19 protein-coding genes are annotated in these 23,397 nt (G+C 28.3%); 5 read left to right on the forward strand and 14 right to left on the reverse strand.

From position 1 onward, the window contains the following. Positions 1–44: 44 nt before the first annotated feature. Together ACJJVK_RS11540 and ACJJVK_RS11545 are read right to left on the reverse strand one after the other, a co-directional pair. Positions 45–740, reverse strand: coding sequence for an OmpA family protein (locus ACJJVK_RS11540; protein ID WP_405566128.1), 696 nt, complete (start codon positions 738–740; stop codon positions 45–47). A 12-nt stretch (positions 741–752) separates the two neighbouring features. Next, a complete protein-coding gene (locus ACJJVK_RS11545) occupies positions 753–1,229 on the reverse strand; it encodes a lipocalin family protein (protein ID WP_405566130.1) in 477 nt (158 codons plus the stop codon). A 333-nt stretch (positions 1,230–1,562) separates the two neighbouring features. Here ACJJVK_RS11545 and rocD point away from each other — a divergent pair, with 333 nt between their 5' ends. Next, positions 1,563–2,840 (forward strand): ornithine--oxo-acid transaminase, encoded by a 1,278-nt coding sequence (rocD, locus tag ACJJVK_RS11550; protein WP_405566132.1) that lies wholly within the window; start codon positions 1,563–1,565, stop codon positions 2,838–2,840. Positions 2,841–2,957: 117 nt separating this feature from the next. Continuing rightward, complete coding sequence (locus ACJJVK_RS11555) at positions 2,958–3,407, forward strand: DUF5362 family protein (protein ID WP_405566133.1); 450 nt, start codon at positions 2,958–2,960, stop codon at positions 3,405–3,407. A 1-nt stretch (position 3,408) separates the two neighbouring features. Here the strand turns inward: ACJJVK_RS11555 and ACJJVK_RS11560 are convergent, their stop codons facing one another. The 5 genes from ACJJVK_RS11560 to ACJJVK_RS11580 all read right to left on the reverse strand — a co-directional run bounded on the left by ACJJVK_RS11560 (position 3,409) and on the right by ACJJVK_RS11580 (position 7,558). Then, positions 3,409–3,831 (reverse strand): hypothetical protein, encoded by a 423-nt coding sequence (locus ACJJVK_RS11560; RefSeq protein WP_405566135.1) that lies wholly within the window; start codon positions 3,829–3,831, stop codon positions 3,409–3,411. Positions 3,832–3,849: 18 nt separating this feature from the next. Further along, a complete protein-coding gene (locus ACJJVK_RS11565; RefSeq protein ID WP_405566137.1) occupies positions 3,850–6,459 on the reverse strand; it encodes an AsmA-like C-terminal region-containing protein in 2,610 nt (869 codons plus the stop codon). 161 nt (positions 6,460–6,620) lie between these two features. Further along, a complete protein-coding gene (locus ACJJVK_RS11570; protein ID WP_215994977.1) occupies positions 6,621–6,935 on the reverse strand; it encodes a CCC motif membrane protein in 315 nt (104 codons plus the stop codon). Positions 6,936–6,942: 7 nt separating this feature from the next. Further along, positions 6,943–7,230, reverse strand: a complete 288-nt coding sequence (locus tag ACJJVK_RS11575; protein WP_215994978.1) for a DUF2752 domain-containing protein — start codon at positions 7,228–7,230, stop codon at positions 6,943–6,945. A 13-nt stretch (positions 7,231–7,243) separates the two neighbouring features. Continuing rightward, on the reverse strand, positions 7,244–7,558 hold the full coding sequence (locus ACJJVK_RS11580; protein ID WP_215994979.1) for a YbaB/EbfC family nucleoid-associated protein: 315 nt from the start codon (positions 7,556–7,558) through the stop codon (positions 7,244–7,246). 140 nt (positions 7,559–7,698) lie between these two features. Between ACJJVK_RS11580 and ACJJVK_RS11585 the strand changes: the two genes are divergently transcribed. The 3 genes from ACJJVK_RS11585 (at position 7,699) to ACJJVK_RS11595 (ending at position 12,288) form a co-directional block, all read left to right on the forward strand. Then, complete coding sequence (locus ACJJVK_RS11585) at positions 7,699–9,798, forward strand: S9 family peptidase (RefSeq protein WP_405568363.1); 2,100 nt, start codon at positions 7,699–7,701, stop codon at positions 9,796–9,798. 163 nt (positions 9,799–9,961) lie between these two features. After that, entirely contained in the window at positions 9,962–10,957 is a 996-nt protein-coding gene (locus ACJJVK_RS11590; RefSeq protein ID WP_405566140.1) for a PLP-dependent cysteine synthase family protein, read from the forward strand. Positions 10,958–11,040: 83 nt separating this feature from the next. Further along, positions 11,041–12,288: an aminotransferase class I/II-fold pyridoxal phosphate-dependent enzyme gene (locus ACJJVK_RS11595; RefSeq protein ID WP_405566142.1), complete on the forward strand. Its 1,248-nt coding sequence runs from the start codon at positions 11,041–11,043 to the stop codon at positions 12,286–12,288. Between the two features lie 3 nt (positions 12,289–12,291). Here ACJJVK_RS11595 and ACJJVK_RS11600 read toward each other — a convergent pair whose 3' ends face one another. From ACJJVK_RS11600 to ACJJVK_RS11630, 7 genes are all read right to left on the reverse strand, one after another. After that, a complete protein-coding gene (locus tag ACJJVK_RS11600; RefSeq protein ID WP_405566143.1) occupies positions 12,292–13,968 on the reverse strand; it encodes an ATP-binding protein in 1,677 nt (558 codons plus the stop codon). A 7-nt stretch (positions 13,969–13,975) separates the two neighbouring features. Next, on the reverse strand, positions 13,976–15,616 hold the full coding sequence (locus ACJJVK_RS11605; RefSeq protein ID WP_405566144.1) for an ATP-binding protein: 1,641 nt from the start codon (positions 15,614–15,616) through the stop codon (positions 13,976–13,978). Between the two features lie 74 nt (positions 15,617–15,690). Then, positions 15,691–17,382: an ATP-binding protein gene (locus ACJJVK_RS11610; RefSeq protein ID WP_405566145.1), complete on the reverse strand. Its 1,692-nt coding sequence runs from the start codon at positions 17,380–17,382 to the stop codon at positions 15,691–15,693. A 1-nt stretch (position 17,383) separates the two neighbouring features. Further along, complete coding sequence (locus ACJJVK_RS11615) at positions 17,384–19,069, reverse strand: response regulator (RefSeq protein ID WP_405566147.1); 1,686 nt, start codon at positions 19,067–19,069, stop codon at positions 17,384–17,386. A gap of 150 nt (positions 19,070–19,219) precedes the next feature. Continuing rightward, a complete protein-coding gene (locus ACJJVK_RS11620) occupies positions 19,220–20,149 on the reverse strand; it encodes a peptidylprolyl isomerase (RefSeq protein ID WP_405566148.1) in 930 nt (309 codons plus the stop codon). 57 nt (positions 20,150–20,206) lie between these two features. Then, entirely contained in the window at positions 20,207–21,790 is a 1,584-nt protein-coding gene (locus tag ACJJVK_RS11625; RefSeq protein ID WP_405566150.1) for a hypothetical protein, read from the reverse strand. Positions 21,791–21,794: 4 nt separating this feature from the next. Beyond that, positions 21,795–23,387 (reverse strand): peptide chain release factor 3, encoded by a 1,593-nt coding sequence (locus ACJJVK_RS11630; RefSeq protein WP_215994987.1) that lies wholly within the window; start codon positions 23,385–23,387, stop codon positions 21,795–21,797. Positions 23,388–23,397: the final 10 nt, after the last annotated feature.

Raw genomic sequence — 23,397 nt, forward strand, 5'->3', positions numbered from 1 at the left:
AGACTACTCAAATAAGTAGTCTTTAATATTAAAAATTAAAACTGTTATTGTTTTGCTTCTTGTTGCGCTTCTTTAATCATTTCTTCATTGGCTACAATAGCAAATTCTACACGTCTGTTTTTACTTCTACCTTCTGCAGTTTCGTTAGTAGCAATTGGGTCGTTTATACCCAAACCTTTAGTTTCAAAGCGAGCACTGTCTACACCTTTTGCCCCTAAATAATCTTTTACAGAATTGGCTCTTTTTTCTGATAACATTTGGTTATATTCAGCTCTACCTGTACTATCTGTATAACCATAAATTACAATGTTTGTATTTTCGTAATTATTTAAAACTGGTACTAATTTATCTAAATTAGCTTTGGCAGTTGCTGTTAAAGTAGATTTGTTGGTATCAAAACGAATAGCATTTTCACCTAAAGTTAACATAATCCCTTCACCAACTCTTTCTACTTCTGCACCAGGAATTGCTTCTTGAATTTCACGAGCTTGTTTATCCATTTTATTACCAATAACACCACCAGCAACACCACCAATAACACCACCTAAAACAGCACCTAATTCTGAGTTCTTCTTGTTACCAACATTGTTGCCAATTACAGCTCCTAAAATTGCACCTGCAGCAACTCCAATTCCAGCTCCTTTTTGAGTATTATTTGCGTTTTTTGTTGCTTCGCAAGATGTTAATGTACTTGCAGCTATTACTAAAACTGCTAAACTATATATGATTGTTTTTTTCATTGTGTTTTTAATTTAATTTTTTTGAAAAGTATAAGTTATTTTTTTAATGCTACCAGCAACATTAATTTTATCAACTAAATCGAAGCTAGTTTCTGTAACATTATTAATAGTTAAAACAAAACCATTACTTACTTCTTTAGCTTTATAATCGTTTGTGAACTTTAGTACAAATTGCCCTTCCTTATTTAAATACCAGGTAATTGGAGAACTATAATCTATACAAGCACTGCTTGAATTGTTTAGTTTCATATCTCCTTTATTATTATTCGAAATAAAGTTCCAGTTACTGTTAACGAAACATTTCGAATCTGCTAAATAAAAAGATTCAACTTTTATATAATCAGAACCAGGATAATTTACAGAGGTAATTGTCCAGTTTCCTTTTAAGATTCTTTCGGTTTTATTATCAACTTTAGTATTAACAACAGAAGTAGATTTACAACCAACGAATGTTGCTAAAAATAATAGCAGTATTAAGTGTTTTTTCATTAGTAAATTAATTTAAATTATTATTAGTTTTTAGGGGGTGCAAGTTATAATTTTTTAGACACATTATAATTTAAAGGGTCACTTATATTCTTAAAATACTATTTATTTTAAAATTAAATATTTAAAGAATAAAATTTATTATTTTTGTAAAACTTCGGGGATGATTTCTTTCCCACGCTGAATTTTCGGTACTCACTGAAAGGATAAAGGTAGAACAGGAATGGTTATTTACTCGTTTATCGAGTTTAATTATTTATTAATTTATTTGAAAACTAAAAATAATGTTTTCGAATATGGTTTTAGTGATATACTAAAACATTAAACTATTTTAAAATGGCTGTTTTAGACAAATTAACATCGCAAGAAGCGATTGAATTAGAAAACAAGTATGGTGCACACAACTATCATCCACTTCCTGTAGTATTAAGTAGAGGAGAAGGCGTATATGTTTGGGACGCAGAAGGTAAAAGGTATTACGATTTTTTATCAGCTTATTCAGCTGTAAATCAAGGGCATTGTCATCCTAAAATTGTTGATGCTATGATTAATCAAGCAAAAACATTAACCTTAACTTCTCGTGCTTTTTACAATGATATGTTAGGTAAATACGAGAAATTTGCCACAGATTTATTTGGTTTCGACAAATTATTACCAATGAATACTGGAGCAGAAGCTGTAGAAACTGCTTTAAAGTTAGCTAGAAAATGGGCATACGAAGTAAAAGGAATTGACGAAAACAAAGCAGAAATTATTGTTTGTGAAAATAATTTTCACGGAAGAACAACTACAATTATTTCTTTTTCTAATGATCCTGTAGCTAAGAAAAATTTTGGGCCTTACACAAAAGGATTTATCAAAATTGAATACGATAATTTACAGGAATTACAAGAAGCTTTAGAAAATAACCCAAATGTTGCCGCTTTTTTAGTGGAGCCAATTCAGGGTGAAGCAGGAGTTTATGTGCCTTCTGAAGGTTATTTAAAAGCAGCTAAGAAATTATGTGAAGACCATAATGTTTTATTTATTGCTGATGAAGTACAAACAGGAATTGCAAGAACTGGGCGTTTATTAGCTACTTGTGGTAATTGTTCTTGCGAAAAGAAAAATTGTTCTGGTACTCCAGAAGTAAAACCAGATGTTTTAATTTTAGGTAAAGCGTTAAGTGGAGGAGCTTATCCGGTTTCTGCTGTTTTAGCAAATGACAATATTATGAATGTAATTAGACCTGGTAATCACGGTTCTACGTTTGGTGGTAACCCAATTGCTGCTGCTGTTGCTATTGCTGCTTTAAATGTTGTTGCTGATGAAAAATTAGCAGAAAATGCTGATAAATTAGGTGAAATTTTTAGAGCAGAATTAACTGAATTTTGTAAAAACAATCATTTAGTTGAATCTGTTAGAGGTAAAGGTTTATTAAACGCAATTTTAATAAACGATTCTGAAGATAGTTCTACAGCTTGGGATATTTGTATAAAATTAAGAGATAATGGTTTATTAGCAAAACCAACGCATGGAAATATTATTCGTTTTGCACCACCTTTGGTAATGAATGAAGAACAATTAAAAGATTGTATTGAGATTATTAAAAAGACAATTACTGAGTTTAATTAATATTTTTTTTGTAATTCTTTAATATTTGTAATAAAATAAACGGCCATAAAATCACGAATAATTATTTGTGATTTTATGGCTTCTTTTTTTTACTTTTGATAAAAAGAATAAATAATTATGCAAAGTCCAATAACTCAATTAGAACAAATAGTTTTAACAACAAGGTCTAAAACTTTTTTAAGAGAAATTTCTAAATGGGCATTTTTCTTTTCTATTATTGGGTTTATAGGTATTGCTTTTTTATTGATTGGCGCAATTTTAATAGGTACTGTTTATGCACCTATGCTAAATATGATTGCTCAGCAACAAGGAGCACCTTCTATAAGTATGGGAATAATGATTACCTATTTAGTAATGGGGTTACTTTATTTTATGCCAGTATTTTATTTATTCAAATTTTCTAGAAAAATGAAATTAGCTTTGGCAAATAAGAATGATGAAATTTTAGCTGATGCTTTAGAGAGTTTAAAATCGCACTATAAATTTATTGGAGTACTAACAATTATAATGATTTCTTTATACGTACTTTTAATAGGTTTTTCTTTAGTGGCTGGTTCTTTAGTTTAAACTAGTAGTTAGCTCTGTTTTTACTTTTGTAGACTTTTATCCATTTAAAAAAACACCATATATATAGGCTTTCATATTCTTCTGATATTTCATTTTTTTTGAAATAACCATCGTAAGTAAAATTTACAAATGGAGATAATTGCTCTAATTTTAACCAATAGATAAAGTTGTTGTTATTCCAGAAATTACGCTCGTAATTTACTTTAACATCATTAAAACCTTTGTCTTTTAAAATGCTAATAATTTCTGTTTGATTTTTTAGATAATCATTTAAATCAAAAATATGAATTTGAATGGAATCTTGAGTCTTTACAAAAGTTTTGTTAGTAATTATTTGTAGTCCTAAAGTGTTTTTACCATAAAAAAAATATGAAAATAAATAAATTACAAACAATACTAAAACGATTTGTAATTTATTTTTCATACCCTAAAAATACAACTTTTACTGTTTATTGTTTTTTGTAGTATCAGTTTTCTTTTTACCAAAAATATTGCCTAAAACTCCTTTAATTTTATCGGAAGTATTTTCTTTTGTTTGTGTAGAGTCTTTATCGTTTTTGTTGCTATTTAACAAGCTATTTAATTTGTCTTTACCTTGATTTAGTAAACTTTGTTTTTGTTTTTCTACCAAATCATTTATTAAATTAGAAGTTGCATCTTTAATATTTGTAGTAAAATTAGGGCTTGTAAAATTACCTGTTAAATTCGCTTTTACAGGCACACTTTTTACTTCTGCAGCGTCTTTAGGTGATAATTTTGCAAGTAAACTAGTAACTTCAGATCCTAAATATTTAACAGGAACATCAAACATAATATTGTAATTTATAGATTGATCAAAACTATGATTTCCAGAAATTTCTATGCCTATATCTTTATATTTTAATGGAATTGGTTTTACGTTTACGGTTCCGTTTTCGAAGGATAAAAAAGCATTTATTCCGTCTAAATTTAATTTATCAGCATCTAAAAAAGAAACTTTATTACTCAATAAACTTAATACTTTAGAGTTGCTTGCATTTAATTTTGGGTCTAATAATTTACCAAATAAATCACCAGTTATGGTTTTTAAATTCGGAGTCATATCTTCATTTAAATTACCTGCAACTTTAATTGTAGAATTAAAATTACCCTGAATTGTATTTGCAATTGGCGCAATAGATTTTAGCATTTCTAAATTAGAGAAAGACTGAGCTACACTTAATTGATCTAGTTTTAAATCAACATCAAAAGTAGATGTATTTCCTTTTGTAGAAACTTTACCATCAAAACCAATTTTACCACCAAAAACATCCGTTTTTAAATTCTGAAGATTTACAGCTTCGTCTTTTACATAAATAGTACCAGAAACGTTTTTTAAAGTAATATCATCATAAACCACATTGTTAGCATTTGCTACAAATTTGCAATCTAAAAATGCAGGAATTTTAAGTTGTGCATTTTCATTGTTTGTAGTTTCTGTAGAAGTTGCACCAGTTAAAAAATCAGCAACTTTAAAGTTGTTAGAATTTAAACTGAAATTCCCTTTTAAAACTTCTTTATTAAAAAGAAATCCGTAGAAATTATCTAAATTTCCTTTTACAGAAATGTCAGAGTTCCCTGTTTTTGCATCAAACTCATTTAATTTTATAGTGTTGGTATTAAAACTCACTTCGGTTTTATTTATTAGAAATGCGTTTGCAACATCTTCTCCATCATATTTAAAGTTATTTACACTAATTGTACCTGTATTTTTAATGTTTTTATACAGCCCTTTTTCTACAGAATTCATATCGAAACTTGTAGAAACATCAGCATTTAAAATTCCAGCCAATTCTAAATCTGCTGGTGCAGGATAAACTTTACCTATGTTTTCTAAATTTATTTTTCCTTTTGCGCTTAAATTTATTTTTGGATTTGTAGTTAAGTTGGCAATATTTCCATTTGTTGCAAAAACATCTTCATCAATTTTAAAAGTAAGTTGATCGATGTTTACGTAAGTGTCTTTTGTAAAACCACTTTTGTTGATGACGTTAACATCAATATTTATATTTTTAACAGCTTTTGGTAAATCATCATATTTAAACATTGCATTTTTTGATGAAAAAGAAATATTAAAAGCAGGAATTTTATCTTCTGACAAAATACCTTTTACAGTACCATTTAAATCGAAATTACCTTCAGTTTTAATTGCATTTAAATTACCTGAATATTGTTTAGGTAAAAGTGCTAATAAGTTTTTAAATTCTGATGTTGGCGTTTTAAAGTTGATGTCATATAGCTGATTTTCATCAATCAATTGAATAAAACCATCAAAATTTAATGGCAATTGATTTATGTAACCTGTATTTTCTTTAAAGGTGTATTTGCTATTTTTTAAATCGATTCCTAAAACAGCATCTAAAGAAATGGCAACATCATGTAAATAATTCGTTTTTGCCATATCAAAAGAAAGAATTGCTTCTGTATTGGTATCTAAATCTAAAACATCTTCAGCAAAATTTCCATTTCCTTGATGATTGATGTTTTTTAATTGTAGCTTTAAATCAGAGCTTCTATCAATATAATTAAATTCCATATTTTCTAATTCATATTCTTGAATATCAAATGAAAAAGAATCGTTACTAGTTTTTGTAGCTGTATCTTCTGTTTTTATAGCAATATCATAATTACCAACATTTTGTTCATTAAAAATAATGTTTACTTGTCCGTTTTTGGTTGCAATACTATTTAGTTCTATAGTTTCATCTGCTTTTTTAAAGAGTTCAGTAATTTTCATACTAAAATCTAAACTTTCTGCTTTAAACAAAGTATCACCTTTAAATTCGGCTTTATTAGCAACTACAATATCATTTACATTAATACTTGCCAAAGGAAAATTTCTGAATAAACTTAAATCGGTTTCTTTAAAAGTTACAGTTGCATTTATGTTATTGTTAATGGTGTTAGAAACCATTTCTACAATTTTATCTTTAAATAAAAAAGGAACAGAAAAAAGTCCTATAATTAGCACTAATAAGGTAATTAAACTCCATTTTAATATTTTTTTTCCTAAAGGCTTTTTCTTATTCTCCATTATAAATTGTAGTTATTTAAATCAATTACAAAGTTAGTTGAATTACAAAATGATTTTTGTTTATATGATGTTAAATGTAACTCAAATAATAGTAAAAAAAATATCCAAATACTTTTAAAGTAAAGTATTTGGATATTATATAATGTGGTAAAATTTTAATTTTATTGATATTCTTCCATTCGTTTATTAAACTCTTCCATAAAAACATCCCAATCTGTAGTTGCAATACTATAAATGCTATACACAAAATAAAGTCCGTTAATACCTAAAGCAACTAAAGCAAAAGTTTTTGCAGTTGTCATTGCTTTAACTTCTGCTGCATCATATTCTTCAGGATACTCAGTAGCTTCTTTTAATTTTTTGTTAGCAATTAAAAAAGAAGGTAATGCTAATAAGATTCCTAGTCCTGCAAAACAGCAACAGATAAGGCTTACAGATGATAATACATAGATTAAGGTTGTGTTTAATTTTTTCATGTTTTATTTAAAAATTGAGTTTTATTAGATAATTAATTATCATAATTGATAAATTAAGGTAGGCTAATCTACTAATTATTTTTTTTGAATGTTTAAACTTGAGTTTAAAATTTAATAAAATGAATAAAAATAAGCCAATAAGCGTGTAAACTGCAGGATACATCTTAAAAGCATCAATAAAATTACCATTTATTAATAATAAAAAAGATCTCTGAAAACCACAGCCCAAGCATTCTAAACCAAAAAAGGTTTTACTTAAACAAGGTAACATATAATCTTCTAAATTTAGGTGCATTTTTTAACTAAGTTTATCTCATTCCTGGTATGTTTGGCATTCCGCTTTTAGCAGCAGCAGCCATTTCAGTTTCGTTAATTTTAGAAGCCTTTTCAATGGCTTTATTTAAAGTGATAATTAAAAAATCTTCTAATTCTTCAGCATCAGAAAGTAAAGAATCATCAATGGCAATAGATTTAATGTTTCTATTGGCAGTTAATGTTACTTTTATTTTACCATCCGCAGAAGTTTCATCAATTAAAACAGAATCTAACCTAACTTTGGTTTTTTCTACTTCTTCTTGCGCTTTTTTTAGTTTATCCATCATTCCTGATAAGTCTCCAAACATAATTTTTCTTTTTTTCAGTTATTTTAAAAACAAATTTACAAATTCGTGGAGAAATGTAATTACTCAAAAACTAGAAATAATAGTTTTAACTTTAATATTAAGTCTTACTTTTGCTTTCGCTTTTAAAATATGATAAAATGATGAAAAGTTCAGATGCAAAACAACCCATTGCAGAAAAACAACCCGCAAAATTAGAGAAACATAATGATGTAAGAATAGATAATTATTTTTGGATGCGTTTGTCTGATGAACAAAAATTATCGGAAGTAAAAGATGAACAAACTCAAAAAGTAATTGAGTATTTAGAAGCAGAAAATACCTATTATGATAAAATAACCGATTTTTCTAAAACTTTTCAAGAAGAATTATTTGAAGAGATGAAAGGCAGAATTAAAGAAGACGATTCTTCTGTGCCTTATAAAAAGAACGGTTATTATTATATAACACGTTTTGAAATTGGGAGTCAATACCCAATTTACTCAAGAAAAAAAGGAGATTTAAATGCAGAGGAGCAAGTTATTTTTAATGTAAATGAATTTGCAAAAGGTTTCGATTATTATCAATTAGGTGGTTTAAATATTTCTTCGGATAATAAATTGGCTGTTTTTGCAACAGATACAGTAAGTAGAAGACAATATTTTTTAAGAATTAAAAACCTAGAAACAGGTGAGATTTATAAAGATATTATAGACAATACTACAGGTGGTTCTGTTTGGGCAAATGATAATAAAACGTTTTTTTACACTAAGAAGAATCCTGTAACTTTAAGAAGTGAGAAGATTTTTAGACACGTTTTAGGTACACCAACATCAGAGGATGTAGAGGTTTATCATGAAAAAGACGAAACTTTTGGTACTTATGTTACCAAATCTAAATCAGAAAAATACATTATAATTGGTTCTTACAGTACACTTTCTACTGAAGCACAATATCTGGATGCAGATAATCCTACAGGAGAATTTACAATGCTACAGGAAAGAGAAAAAGATTTAGAATATAATGTAGCGCATTACAAAGATCATTTTTACTTATTAACGAATAAAGACAATGCTACCAATTTTAAATTGATGAAAACTTCGGTTGCTAAAACATCAAAAGAAAATTGGGTAGATGTAATTCCTCATAGAGAAGATACTTTATTAGAAGATTTTTCAATTTTTAAAGACTATTTGGTTCTTGAAGAACGTACCAATGGTTTAAATAAAATAAGAATAAAACGTTGGGACGAAACCGAAGATTATTATTTGCCTTTTGATGAAGAAACCTATTCTGCAAATGTGTATGGTAATCCAGAATTTGATACAGATGTAATTCGTTATTCATACAATTCGTTTACAACTCCTAGCTCTGTAATCGATTTTAATATGGATGATAAATCTAAAAATATTAAAAAAGAGCAAGAAGTTTTAGGAGGTAAGTTTAAAAAAGAAAACTACAAAAGTGAAAGAATTTGGGCAACAGCCAGAGATGGAAAAAAAGTAGCTATTTCATTAGTTTATCATAAAGATACCAAGCTAAACGAAAATACACCACTTTTACAATATGCTTATGGTTCTTATGGCTATACAATTCCTGATAGTTTTTCTACAACACGTTTAAGTTTATTAGATAGAGGTTTTGTGTATGCATTAGCACATATTAGAGGTAGCGAATATTTAGGACGAAATTGGTATGATGATGGTAAAATGTTAAACAAGAAAAATACTTTTTACGATTTTATAGATTGTTCTAAATTTTTAATCGACCAAAAATACACATCAGCCAAGCATCTATATGCAATGGGTGGCTCTGCAGGAGGATTATTAATGGGAGCAATTGTAAACATGAATCCAGAATTGTATAATGGAATTATTGCAGCTGTACCTTTTGTTGATGTAATTTCTACAATGTTAGATGATAGTATACCTTTAACAACAGGTGAGTATGATGAATGGGGAAACCCAAATGAAAAGGAATATTACGATTATATAAAATCGTATTCTCCTTATGACCAAGTAGAAGCTAAAGATTACCCAAATATGCTAATTACCACAGGTTTTCACGATTCTCAAGTACAATATTGGGAGCCAGCAAAATGGATTGCAAAATTAAGAGAGTTAAAAACCGATAATAATTTATTGATGTTACATACTAATTTGGAAGCAGGTCATGGAGGTGCATCTGGTAGGTTCGAAGCTTTAAAAGAAACCGCAAAAGATTACACTTTCTTTTTAGCTTTAGAAAATAAATTAGAAATCTAAGTAATTAAGGTTTAAAATCAATTTTATAATTCAATAAGGTTGCGTATTTTTGTGGCTTATTAAAAATTAAACATCAACTAACGAAAAGTAACAATCTAATAATTACTAAAAGATATGTTTTTCGTTTAAATTCTAAGGATGTTTTACTTTTTTAAATGTTAAAATGATTAGAAATCAAGGAATTAGCAATACTATTTTAGAATTAGTTGGAGAAACACCTATGGTAAAACTTCAAAGAATAACTAAAAAATTAAAAGGTAGTTACTATGCTAAATTAGAGGCATTTAATCCTGGATTATCCCAAAAAGACAGAATTGCGCTTCACATCGTAGAAAATGCAGAAAAAAAGGGAATACTAAAAAAAGGAGCAACTATTGTTGAGACGACTTCTGGTAATACTGGTTATAGTTTAGCAATGATTGGTTTGGTAAAAGGCTATAAATGTATTTTAGCAGTATCAGATAAATCATCTCAAGATAAAATAGATTTACTTAAAACAATGGGAGCAGAGGTACATGTTTGCCCAGCAAATGTTCCTGCAGCAGACCCAAGATCTTATTATGAAGTTGCTAAAAGTATTCATAAAAAAACACCAAACTCTGTATATATTAATCAATATTTTAATGAATTAAATATTGATGCACATTACAGAACTACAGGTCCAGAAATTTGGAAACAAACAGAAGGTAAAATAACACACTTAGTAGTAGCAAGTGGAACAGGAGGTACAATTTCTGGAACAGGTAAATATTTAAAAGAGCAAAACCCTAATATAAAGGTGTTAGGTGTAGATGCAATTGGTTCTGTTTTAAAGAAATACCATGAAACAGGTCAGTTAGATTTAAATGAAGTGTCTCCTTATAAAATTGAAGGTTTAGGTAAAAATCTAATTCCGACTGCAACGAATTTTGATGTTATCGATATTTACGAAAAAGTAAGTGACAAAGAAGCCGCTTTTGCAGCAAGAGAAATTGTAAAAAAAGAAGGTATTTTTTGTGGCTATACTTGTGGAGCAGTTTTACAAGCTGCTAGACAATATGAAAAACAAGATTATTTTAATAAAGATAGTGTTGTAGTATTAATATTCCCAGATCATGGTTCTAGATATATGAACAAAATTTACAATGATTCTTGGATGAAAGAACAAGGATTTATATAAAAACATAGATTTTCTTAACAATTTGATAAACTGCGAAAAAAGCGGTTAATTTGCACTACGTAAGAAAATCAAAAATACAGAAAATGACGAAAGATTTATTTGATAGAATTGTACAAGATAAAGGACCTTTAGGAAAATGGGCAGACCAAGCAGAAGGATATTATGTTTTTCCTAAATTAGAAGGACCAATCTCTAATAGAATGTCTTTTAATGGTAAAAAAGTTGTTACATGGAGTATTAATGATTACTTAGGTTTAGCAAATCATCCAGAAGTTTTAAAAGTTGATGGAGAAGCAGCTTTAGAACATGGAATGGCTTATCCAATGGGAGCAAGAATGATGTCTGGACATACACCTTTACATGAACAATTAGAACGTGAATGTGCTGAGTTTGTAGATAAAGAAAAAGCATATTTATTAAATTTCGGTTATCAAGGTATAATGTCTGCAATAGACGCTTTGGTTACAAAAAATGATGTTATTGTTTATGATATGGATACACATGCATGTATCATAGATGGTGTTCGTTTGCATGCTGGTAAACGTTTTGTATACAGGCACAATGACATGGAAAGTTTTGAGAAAAACATTAAACGTGCAGCAAGAGTTGCAGAAAAATCTGGAGGAGGAATTTTAGTGATTTCTGAAGGAGTTTTTGGTATGCGTGGAGAACAAGGACGTTTAAAAGAAATTATAGCATTTAAAAAAGAATATAATTTTAGACTTTTAGTAGATGATGCTCATGGTTTTGGAACTCTTGGAGATGGAGGTAGAGGAACTGGTTTTGAACAAGGAGTACAAGATGATATAGATGTTTATTTTGCGACGTTTGCAAAATCTATGGCTGGTATTGGTGCATTTTTAGCAGGTGATAAAGATGTAATACAGTTTTTACAATATAATTTACGTTCTCAAATGTTTGCTAAATCTTTACCAATGGCAATGGTTAAAGGTGCATTAAAACGTTTGGATATGATTAGAACAATGCCAGAATTAAAGGATAAATTGTGGGAAAACACAAATGCCTTACAAACTGGTTTACGAAATGCAGGTTTCGATTTAGGAACTACTCAAACTTGTATAACACCTGTATTCTTAAAAGGAGATATACCAGAAGCTATGGCTATGGTTAATGATTTAAGAGAAAATCATGGAATCTTTTGTTCTATAGTTGTGTATCCTGTAATTCCTAAAGGGTTAATTATTTTAAGATTAATACCAACAGCAACACATACTCAAGAAGATATAGACGAAACTATTATTGCATTTTCTGCAATTAGAGAAAACTTAGAAAACGGAACTTATAAAAAGATAGCTGCTTCAATGATGTAGTAGCTACTTTTTTATAGCTTCTTGAATTTGATCTAACAAATCTTGTGGATCAAAAGGTTTAAAGATAAAACCATTCATACCACATTCATCAATTTTGTCCTTCACTTCCATAAATACGGAAGCTGAAAGGGCTAGAATTGGTATTATTTTATTAAATTTTCTGATTTCTATAGTTGAGGTATAACCATCCATAACAGGCATCTGTATATCCATTAAAACAACATCGTAACTATTATTTCTTAATTTTTGAACAGCAATTAAACCATCATTAGCTACTTCTACATTTAAATTAGCTTTTTCAAGAATCTGCTTACCAACCATAACATTAATCAGGTTGTCTTCTACAAGTAAAACTTTTTTACCTTTAAAGTTGTAAGTTTTCTTTTCAGTGGTTTTTTTAAGTTCTTTTTGCGATGCAATATCTAAATCTACTTCAAAATAGAAACGACTTCCTTTACCAATAATACTATCTATTTTTACTTCTGAATCCATAGTATTAACTATGCTTTTTACAATTGGTAACCCAAGTCCTGTACCTCCATATAAACGATTTGTATTTGTAGAAGCTTGTGTAAAAGCTTCCCAAATAGTTTCTTGTTTATCTTTTGGTATTCCAATTCCTGTATCAATAATTTCTGTAAGTAGTGTAATTTTACCTTTTAGATTTTTGTCTAATTTTTTAATTCTTAAAGAAACACTCCCTTTATCTGTAAATTTTATAGCATTAGTAACTAAGTTGTTAATAACCTGATTAAAACGAACAATATCTAACCAAACTACAGGTATATTTTCATCAACTTCTAAGTTCATGGTAATTCCCTTTTTTAAACAAGAAGCTTCATGAATTTTTTTAATTTGTTTTGTTGCTGTAACTAAATTAGTAGGAATATTGTCTAACTCAATAGTTGTAGACTGCATCTTACTGAAATCTAATACATTATTTAATAAGTTTAATAATATTTTACCAGAATAATTAAGTGCTTCAATATTTTGGATTTGATCTTTTCTGGGATCGTTATCACCTAAAATATGCGAAAGACCAATAACAGCATTTAAAGGTGTTCTAATTTCATGACTCATTGTACTTAAAAAATCAGATTTTGCATTTGATGCTTCAATGGCTTCGATTTTTTTATTATCTATCCTTTTGAAATATTTGGTATTTAGAATTAAAAAATAAATTAATTGAAAAATAACTAAACTAATAGCGCTAGCAACAGAAATTGGATAAATAAATTCCTTGGCAATTGTTGGGTCTAATTTTCTAATTGCAAAAAGATTAAAATCAGTGATAAAAAGCAATGTCCAAAGTATAAGAGGTATTAATGTAAATATTAAAACCAATATGCGCTCTCTTCTAAATGAAAAAATGATAAATGGTAAGCCAATATTAAACATGTAAATAAACTCTATACTACCATATTTACCTACATGAGATGCAATAATTCCTATACCAAAATTACTAGCTATTAAGTAAATGATTCTAGCATATTTAAATAACCCTTTTTTAGAATAATAAGCTACTACTAAATAAAGTATTATATTAAAAATATTATAATTTCTTAACCATGAAAAGTCGAAAGCGTTTGCAATAAAAACAGTAAGCAAGGAAAGACCAGCATGTATTAATGCTAGTGTAAATAATAGATTTATTCTTCTTTGAGAATATGTTTTTTGCATATTAAAATTAACTATTTATTTTGTCTTCTATTTGATTTAAAAGGTCTTGAGGTTCAAAAGGTTTAAAAATAAAACCGTTCATTCCGCTTTCATTTATTTTGTCTTTAACTTCCATAAATACAGAAGCAGATAGGGCTAAAATAGGTATATCACTATTAAATTTTCTAATTTCTATAGATGCTGTATAACCATCCATAATTGGCATTTGAATGTCCATTAGAATAGTATCATAATGGTTTTCTTTTACTTTATTAACTGCAGTTAAACCATCATTAGCAACATCTACTTTTAGTTTCGCTTTTTCTAATATTTGTTTGGCAACCATAACATTAATTAAGTTGTCTTCAACTAATAAAATTCTTTTACCATCAAAATTATGTTCTTTTTTTTCTGTAGTTTTTAAAAATTCTTTTTCTGATGCAATTTTTAAATCCAAATTAAAATAAAAGCGGCTTCCTTTGCCTATTAAACTATCAATCTTAACATCAGAATTCATTGATTGTATAATGCTTTTTACAATAGGCAAACCTAAACCAGTACCTCCATATAAACGATTTGTAGAGCTTGATGCTTGGGTAAAAGCTTCCCAAATTGTATCTTGTTTATCTTTTGGTATTCCTATACCTGTGTCTATAACTTCTGTTAGTAATGTTAAATTATCTTCTGTCTCTTGCTGTTTTTTTATCCTTAAAGTAACACTACCTTTATCTGTAAATTTTATAGCATTAGTTACTAAGTTGTTTATTACTTGGTTAAAACGAACAATATCTAACCAAACATTGGGTATGTTATCATCAACCTCTAAATTCATAGTAATTCCTTTTTTTAGACAAGAGGTTTCATGAATTTTTTTTATTTGTTTTGTTGCAGAAGAAAGATTGGTAGGAATGTTATCTAGTTGAATTTTTGTGGATTGCATTTTACTGAAATCTAAAACATTATTTAGAAGGTTTAATAAAATTTTACCAGAATAATTAAGTGCTTCTATGTTTTGTACTTGATCTTTTCTAGGGTTATTATCACCTAAAATATGAGAAAGACCAATTACCGCATTTAGAGGTGTTCTAATTTCATGACTCATTGTACTTAAAAAGTTAGACTTGGCATTAGAAGCTTCAATAGCATCTTCTCTATAATTATGAATAGAAGAAAAGTTTTTAAAATTTAAATGAGAGTAATAGAATAATTGAAAAGTTACCAAAAATAAAGTCATTATTATTGATACTGGATAAATAAATTTTGTTGCTTTTTCTATATCAATTTTAGAGTTTACAATTATATTAAAATCTGTAATGTAAAGAGAGGCCCAAAGAATTATAGCTAATAATGAGAAAAGAAATATGAAAATTTTTTCTCTGTTAAAAGAAAAGATCATAAAAGGTAAACACATAGAATACATAAACATAAATTCCATACCACCTTCTTGACCAACGTAAGAAGAAGAGGTAACAATACCAATATTAATAATAATAAGGTAAATTATTCTAGATTCTATTAAGTTTCCTTTTTTAGAGAAGTATGCACATAATAAATAAAAGGAAATGCAAATTAAATGTAGAGATACTAAATTGTCTAATTTAAGACTTATTGCAATAAAAATATACACTAAGCTAATTACAGAAGTAATTAAGGATAATGTAAATATCATTTGAGTACGCCTTAGGGAGAAATCGGCCATTGTTTATTTTCTAAAGTCTAAATATACAAAAAACTTAAGATAAATTAATGAATTGTGGTAACTTCTTGAATTTGATTAAGTAAATCATCTGGATCAAAAGGTTTGTAGATAAAACCATTCATTCCACACTCTTTAATTTTATCTTTTGCTTTCATAAAAACAGATGCAGAAAGTGCTAAAATTGGTGTTTTACTATTAAATTTTCTAATTTCTTTAGAGGCAGTGTAACCATCCATAATTGGCATTTGAATATCCATCAGAATGATATCAAAATGTGTTTCTTTAGCTAAATTTACTGCTGTTAATCCATCTCTTGCAATTTGAACTTGTAAATTTACTTTTTCTAATATTTGTTTACCAACTAACACATTAAAATCATTGTCTTCAACTAGCAAAGCTTTTTTTCCTTTAAAATTATAAGCTTTTTTCTTATTCGTTTTTTCTAATTCTTTATCTGATGCTTTTTTTAGAGTAATTTCAAAATAAAATCGACTCCCTTTATTTAAATTACTATCAATTTTTACTTTAGCTCCCATAGCTTTTACTATACTCTTTACAATGGGTAAACCCAGTCCTGTACCACCATATAAACGATTTGTTTGGCTAGAAGCTTGCGTAAATGCTTCCCAAATTGTTTCTTGTTTATCTTTAGGTATTCCTATACCTGTGTCTATTATTTCTGTTAATAAATTTATCGTTTTTTTTGTTTGGTTAATGTTTTTAATTTTAAGAGTTATGCTTCCTTTTTCTGTAAATTTAATGGCATTAGCTACTAAATTATTTATTACTTGATTAAAACGTACTATATCTAACCAGACAATGGGTATTTCTTTATCAATTTCTAAATTCATAGTTAAGCCTTTTTTAAAGCAAGAGGCTTCATGAACTTTTTTTATTTGTTTTATAGCTTCATATAGATTAACAGGGATATTGTCTAATTCGATGTTTGTAGATTCCATTTTGCTAAAATCTAATACATTGTTAAGTAAATTGAGTAGAATTTTACCAGAATAATTAAGTGCTTCTATATTTTGAACCTGATCTTTTCTGGGATTATTATCACCTAATATATGAGATAAGCCAATTACTGCGTTTAATGGAGTTCTAATTTCATGACTCATTGTGCTTAAAAATTGAGATTTAGCATTAGAAGCATCAATAGCTTTTTGTTTTTTAGAATGCGCTTGTTTGTTTATTCTTGCATTTCCATAAGAATAAAATATTAGCTGAAAAACAACTAAAAGTAGGCCTATTGTTATTGAAAAATAATACACAATATTTCTAACTTTTAGAGCATTTTTTAACTTTACATCAACAAAAAGATTAAAATCTGTTAGGAAAAGAAGTAACCAAAATAAAATTGGAACTAAAGAAAATATAAAGATTTTAATTTTATCTCTGTTGTGAGAAAATATAATAAAAGGAACACCAACAGCAAACATTAAAAAGAACTCTACACTTGCTCCTTTACCTAAATAAGACGAAACATAAGAAATTGATATGTTAAAAAGTAAAATAAAAAGAATTCGTGCAAATCCTGGAAATCCTTTTTTAGAAAGAAGAGCTGCTGTAACAAATAATAAAGAGACTGTAATTAGAAAATAACTTAAATCATAAATATTAAAGAAAAATACCATAACTGCCCATAGAAAAGATAAAGCAGCACAAACTAAAGAAAGAGTAAAAATTATTTTTATTCTTTTAGTTGAAAATTTTAATTTAACTGTTTCAGACATCTTAATTACTTAAAAATTCTTCTAATTGGTTTAATAACTCTTCAGGAGTAAATGGTTTAAATATAAAACCATTCATCCCAGAATCTTCTATTTTATCTTTTATTTCACTAAAAACATTTGCAGAAAGAGCTATAATTGGTGTACTTTTATTAAATTCTCTTATTTCTTTTGTTGCTGTATATCCATCCATTACAGGCATTTGAATATCCATTAAAATAATATCAAATTCTTCTTGTTTTAATTTATTTACAGCTACCAATCCATTATTTGCAACTTCTACTTTTAATTTAGAACGCTCCAATATTTGCTTGCCAACCATAATATTAATTAAGTTATCATCAACTAATAAAACTTTTTTATTTTCAAAAAAGCGAATATTATTTTTGGTAATGTCATTAGTTTTAATTTTTTCTGAAACTTTTAATTTCAAATCAAAAATAAATCTACTTCCTTTTTTTTCTGAACTAATGATTTCTACTTTAGAGCCCATAACTTCAACTATACTTTTTACAATAGGTAGCCCTAAACCTGTACCCCCATATATTCGATTTGTTGTATTTGATGCTTGAGCAAAAGCTTCCCAAATTGTTTCTTGCTTGTTTTTCGGAATTCCAATACCAGTGTCTTTAACTTCTATATTAAGGGTAATATTATTTTTATTTTGATAAACCTTTTTTATGATTAATGTTACACTACCTTCATCAGTAAACTTTATGGCATTAGATATTAAATTATTTATTACCTGATTAAAACGAACAATATCTAAACAAACATCTGGTATATTATCATCAATTTCTAAATTCAATAAAATACCTTTTTTAGTGCAAACAGGTTTATGAATTTTTATAATCTGTTTAAGGTCATTATAAAGATTAGTATGTATTGTATCTAGCTCTATAGTTGTAGATTGCATTTTACTAAAGTCCAAAACATTGTTAAGTAAATTAAGTAAGGTTTTACCAGAGAAATTTAAAGCTTCAATATTTTGAATTTGATTTTTTTTAGGATTATTGTTTCCAAGAATATGAGAAAGACCAATAATCGCATTTAAAGGAGTTCTAATTTCATGACTCATGGTGCTTAGAAATTTTGATTTTGATTGAGATGCTTCTAAAGCTTCTTGTTTTTTATTATCTATTCTGCTATAATATCTTGCTCCTAAAATAGAAAAGTAAATTAACTGTAAAATAATCATTAGAAAAGTACCAATTACAGAAATAGGGTATATAAAACTGTTAACAATATCAATATCTAATTGAGTATTTGAAATTAGTTTAAAATCTGTAATAGCAAGAAGTATCCATAATATTCCAGATAAAGAAGAAAATAAATATACATATATTTTTTCTGTTCTAAAAGAAAACATAGAAAAGGGCATTGCTATAGCATATAGAAACATATATTCTATACTAGCTGCTCTACCCATATAAGAAGCAGTAATTGTTATTCCTAAATTAAGTAGTATTAGGATTAGTATTCTTGCAAAAAATAATTTACCATTTCTAGAAAGATAAGCACAGTAAACATATAAAAAAATAGTAAAAAAACTATAATAAGCTAAATTGTTGAGGTCAAAAAAAAGCGCAATAAGCGTAGTAAATAATGTCATGCAAGCTGTGCCAATGCTTACATAGAATGAAAGTAGTTTAAGTCTATTAGAAGTTTTTTTAATATTACCTTCTGGCATAATTTTTATAAAATTATAAAAAGTACCCCAGTAAATATTAGAATCTGGGGGGAGATTTTTATATTAGGTATGTAATTTAATAAAAATAATGATATAAAAAAAATAAGCTTTCGATTATCGAAAGCTTATTTTTTTATATGTAATGAATTGTTATTTAACATCCATTAATTCAACATCAAAAATTAGGGTTGCATCTGGTGGAATAACTCCTCCAGCTCCTGCAGATCCATATGCTAAATTAGAAGGAATTACAAAACGAGCTTTGTCCCCAACTTGTAATAATTGAATACCTTCATCCCAACCAGAAATTACTTGTCCAACACCTACATTAAAATCTATAGGTTGTTTTCTCTTATAAGAAGAATCGAAAACAGTACCATCTAACAATTGTCCTTTATAGTGTACAGAAACACCAGCTCCTTTCGTTGCTTTTTTTCCTTCACCTTTTTGTAAAATTTGATAACGTAAACCACTTGCAGTTTCATCATAACCTGCAGCAACTTTATCTAACATTTCTTTTTGAGCAGCTTTCGCATCAGCTTCGCGTTTTTCTCTAGCACCTTCAAAAGTTCTGAATGCTTCTACAGCGTTAAAATTTTCTGCTTCATCACCTACTTTTATAATTTCTACAGACATTTCATCACCTTGTGCAACAGCATCTACAATTTCTTGTCCTTCAATTACAGAACCAAAAACAGTGTGTTTACCATCTAACCATGGAGTAGGAACGTGGGTAATGTAAAATTGACTACCATTTGTAGCTGGCCCAGAGTTAGCCATTGCTAATTTTCCAGGAGCATCGTGTTTTAAATCTGGATGAAATTCATCATCAAATTTATAACCTGGGTTTCCTGTTCCTGTTCCTTGTGGGCAACCACCTTGAATCATAAAATCTGGAATTACTCTGTGGAATTTTAATCCATCATAATAAGGAGTTCCTTGAGCTTTTGAAGAATTTTCTAAATTACCTTCTGCCAAAGCAATAAAGTTACCAACAGTTCCAGGCGTTTTTTCGTGTTCTAATTGTACTAAAATATCACCTTTAGGTGTTTTAAATTTTGCGTAAATTCCGTTGTTCATTATTTAAAATTTTAATCGTTTTTATTGATGTTTTGCCGAAATTAAATCAGCATAAAATTATTTTTTAGCATTTAAAATTGATAAACTATAAGTTAAACCAATGTTTAAATTTGTTGAGTTTACATTTCCGTATGCAGATATATATTGCCCTCCAGAAACTTGAAAAGATAAATCACTATTGTAATGATAATTAATACCTGCTGTTGGTCTTATTAAAATTCCTTCTCCTGTATCAACTCCAGCACCACCTGCAACTCCAACTGAAGTTTCTGCAAATACAGAAAATTTATTATTTAAAAATTTATTACTGCGAATTCCCAATCCAAAAATTCCATGTGCATAACCACCAGACTCACCTTCATAAGCAAATGAAGCTTCACCAGAAATATAAAATCTTTTATTAATATCGTACATTACTTTTAGGGCAATTAGTTGTAAATCTAATGGTTCTCCAAAAGTTTTAGCGACTTTAAAATAAGATTGATTTTGCACACCTATATGAACACCTTTTGTTTTAATTATTGATGTTTTTTTATTGGTAAAAGGATCAGTAGTTCCCCCACTTAAACCATAATATTTTAAACTAAAACCAGCTGTATAAGCTTCGAAAGTTCCTCCAACAGCTCTATGATATCCTCCATGAGCACTTATTCCAAAATTTTTGGTTAGTTTAATATCAAAACCAGTACTTGGATAAACTGTTAATCCATTTTCTGGGTAAATTCTACCACCTGCAGCACCAACTCCCATTTTGGCAAAAAAGTTAATGTATTTTGTTTCAATAAAGTTTTTACCAATACCAAAAAATACATCCATAAAACCAGCTTCTAAACCACTATACATAGCGTCTACATGTGCATAAATAAAAGTGTCTTGTGTTAAATATCTTTGATATTCGAAACCTAAAAGGCTTAATGTTTGTGTTAAAGGTGTTGCATTGTTAAAAACTGCAATACCATCATTTCTTGAAGAACCTATTGGAAAAAAATAATCAAAAGTAACTTGTTGAACATTTTTTACGGCAGGTTTTTTCCAGAATTCATCTTTATTATCATTATTAACAATAAAGGATTTTTGAGCATTTGCATAAGAACTGGTTCTTAAAGTAGTTGGTATTTCTACAAAAAACGAAACATTATCTCCACCTTGTATTCCTGTAAAAAAATCTACTTTACCATATTGAGCTCCAAAAGAAAAGCCTTTTGCATTGTATTTTAAACCTGCATTTGTGTATAATAATCCACCACCATTTACCAGACTTCTAAATCCTCCACCACCACCAAAATGAACATTGGCATCAAAAGATAAGTTTTTATAAATAGGAAAATTTACACCCAAATTTACACCTAATGTAAATAAACCTCCTTGATCTCCATAAGCTGCTCCATGAAAACCAGCTCCTGTATACAGCCAATCGTTTAATGGTATATTGTAGTTTAATCCCCAAAAGCCCATATTAGGATCTAAAGTATATGTACTACCATCACCATAAGTATAAACTAAGTCTGGTTGATCTATTAAAATATAATTTAAACGAATTGAATTGTGAAGTTCTTTTCCTTTAATATCATTCAAATTATATTCTTGAGCTATGTTATTTAAACTTAAAAAAACAATACATACAAAAAAGAATTTCTTCATGCCTTTAATTTTTAAATTCACTTGTAAAATGTAATTTAACTGATGGGTATTTACTTTGTGTCATTTGAATAGTAAAAGCAGAATCTGCCAAAAATACTAGCTGCCCTTGTTTGTCTTTTGCTAAATAACGTTGTTTTACTCTTTTAAATTCTTTGAATTCTTCACTTTTTATGTCTTCTGGTTCTACCCAACAAGCTTTATGAACACTTAAGTTTTCGTAATTACATTTTGCACCATATTCGTGCTCTAATCTATATTGAATAACTTCAAATTGTAAAGCACCAACAGTACCAATTACTCTTCGTCCATTCATTTCTAAGATAAATAATTGTGCAACACCTTCATCCATTAATTGATCTAAACCTTTGTAAAGCTGTTTAGATTTCATTGGGTCTGCATTGTTTACATATCTAAAATGTTCTGGAGAAAAACTTGGAATTCCTCTAAAATTTAAATCTTCACCTTCAGTAAGAGTGTCACCTATTTTAAAATTTCCAGTATCGTGAATACCAACAATATCACCAGGAAAAGATTCGTCTACAATTTCTTTTTTCTCTGCAAAAAATGCATTCGGGCTAGAGAATTTTACTTTTTTACCATTTCTAACGTGTAAATAAGGTGAGTTTCTTTTAAAAGTACCAGAAACCACTTTTATAAAAGCCAATCTATCTCTGTGTTTAGGATCCATATTTGCATGGATTTTAAACACAAAACCTGTCATTTTTTTCTCTTTAGAATCTACTAAACGTTCTTCTGCTTTTTTAGGCTGTGGAGAAGGTGCAATTTCTATAAATGCATCTAATAATTCTTTAACTCCAAAATTATTTAAAGCCGAACCAAAAAATACAGGTTGTAATTCTCCTTTTAAATATTCTTCTTGATTAAAAGGTGGGTAAACTTCATCAATCAATTCAATTTCTTCTCGTAAAGTTTCTGCAGCAATTTCTCCGACAACTTTGTCTAATTCAGGGTTAGATAAATCATCAAACTCAACACCTTCTGAAATGGTTTGTTTTTTATCACCAGAAAAAAGATTTAATTTCTTTTCCCAAATGTTATAAATCCCTTTAAAATCGTATCCCATTCCAATAGGGAAACTCATAGGTGTAACTCGTAAACCTAATTTTTGCTCAACTTCATCTAACAAATCGAAAGCATCTTTACCTTCTCTATCTAATTTATTGATAAAAACCAGCATTGGTATGCTACGCATTCTACAAACTTCAACTAATTTTTCTGTTTGTGGTTCAACACCTTTTGCAACATCAATAACCACAATAACACTATCTACAGCAGTTAAAGTTCTAAAGGTGTCTTCAGCAAAATCTTTGTGACCAGGAGTATCTAAAATATTTATTTTCTTATTTTGATAAATAAATGCCAAAACAGAAGTAGCAACAGAGATACCTCTTTGTCGCTCAATTTCCATAAAATCGGAAGTGGCTCCTTTTTTAATTTTATTATTTTTTACTGCACCAGCTTCTTGTATGGCACCACCAAATAATAATAATTTTTCTGTTAATGTAGTCTTACCAGCATCTGGATGCGAAATGATACCAAATGTTCTTCTACGTGCTATTTCTTCTAAAAAACTCATCTACAAAATT

The organism is Polaribacter sp. Asnod6-C07, from assembly GCF_045063625.1.
In the GTDB taxonomy this organism is placed as follows: Bacteria; Bacteroidota; Bacteroidia; order Flavobacteriales; family Flavobacteriaceae; genus Polaribacter; species Polaribacter vadi_A.

What these genes read in the sequence shown, in the direction of transcription:
- ACJJVK_RS11540 (WP_405566128.1), bottom strand. Translation starts at nt 740, where the DNA reads ATGAAAAAAACAATCATATATAGTTTAGCAGTTTTAGTAATAGCTGCA.
- ACJJVK_RS11545 (WP_405566130.1), bottom strand. Translation starts at nt 1,229, where the DNA reads ATGAAAAAACACTTAATACTGCTATTATTTTTAGCAACATTCGTTGGT.
- rocD (WP_405566132.1), top strand. Translation starts at nt 1,563, where the DNA reads ATGGCTGTTTTAGACAAATTAACATCGCAAGAAGCGATTGAATTAGAA.
- ACJJVK_RS11555 (WP_405566133.1), top strand. Translation starts at nt 2,958, where the DNA reads ATGCAAAGTCCAATAACTCAATTAGAACAAATAGTTTTAACAACAAGG.
- ACJJVK_RS11560 (WP_405566135.1), bottom strand. Translation starts at nt 3,831, where the DNA reads ATGAAAAATAAATTACAAATCGTTTTAGTATTGTTTGTAATTTATTTA.
- ACJJVK_RS11565 (WP_405566137.1), bottom strand. Translation starts at nt 6,459, where the DNA reads ATGGAGAATAAGAAAAAGCCTTTAGGAAAAAAAATATTAAAATGGAGT.
- ACJJVK_RS11570 (WP_215994977.1), bottom strand. Translation starts at nt 6,935, where the DNA reads ATGAAAAAATTAAACACAACCTTAATCTATGTATTATCATCTGTAAGC.
- ACJJVK_RS11575 (WP_215994978.1), bottom strand. Translation starts at nt 7,230, where the DNA reads ATGCACCTAAATTTAGAAGATTATATGTTACCTTGTTTAAGTAAAACC.
- ACJJVK_RS11580 (WP_215994979.1), bottom strand. Translation starts at nt 7,558, where the DNA reads ATGTTTGGAGACTTATCAGGAATGATGGATAAACTAAAAAAAGCGCAA.
- ACJJVK_RS11585 (WP_405568363.1), top strand. Translation starts at nt 7,699, where the DNA reads ATGAAAAGTTCAGATGCAAAACAACCCATTGCAGAAAAACAACCCGCA.
- ACJJVK_RS11590 (WP_405566140.1), top strand. Translation starts at nt 9,962, where the DNA reads ATGATTAGAAATCAAGGAATTAGCAATACTATTTTAGAATTAGTTGGA.
- ACJJVK_RS11595 (WP_405566142.1), top strand. Translation starts at nt 11,041, where the DNA reads ATGACGAAAGATTTATTTGATAGAATTGTACAAGATAAAGGACCTTTA.
- ACJJVK_RS11600 (WP_405566143.1), bottom strand. Translation starts at nt 13,968, where the DNA reads ATGCAAAAAACATATTCTCAAAGAAGAATAAATCTATTATTTACACTA.
- ACJJVK_RS11605 (WP_405566144.1), bottom strand. Translation starts at nt 15,616, where the DNA reads ATGATATTTACATTATCCTTAATTACTTCTGTAATTAGCTTAGTGTAT.
- ACJJVK_RS11610 (WP_405566145.1), bottom strand. Translation starts at nt 17,382, where the DNA reads ATGTCTGAAACAGTTAAATTAAAATTTTCAACTAAAAGAATAAAAATA.
- ACJJVK_RS11615 (WP_405566147.1), bottom strand. Translation starts at nt 19,069, where the DNA reads ATGCCAGAAGGTAATATTAAAAAAACTTCTAATAGACTTAAACTACTT.
- ACJJVK_RS11620 (WP_405566148.1), bottom strand. Translation starts at nt 20,149, where the DNA reads ATGAACAACGGAATTTACGCAAAATTTAAAACACCTAAAGGTGATATT.
- ACJJVK_RS11625 (WP_405566150.1), bottom strand. Translation starts at nt 21,790, where the DNA reads ATGAAGAAATTCTTTTTTGTATGTATTGTTTTTTTAAGTTTAAATAAC.
- ACJJVK_RS11630 (WP_215994987.1), bottom strand. Translation starts at nt 23,387, where the DNA reads ATGAGTTTTTTAGAAGAAATAGCACGTAGAAGAACATTTGGTATCATT.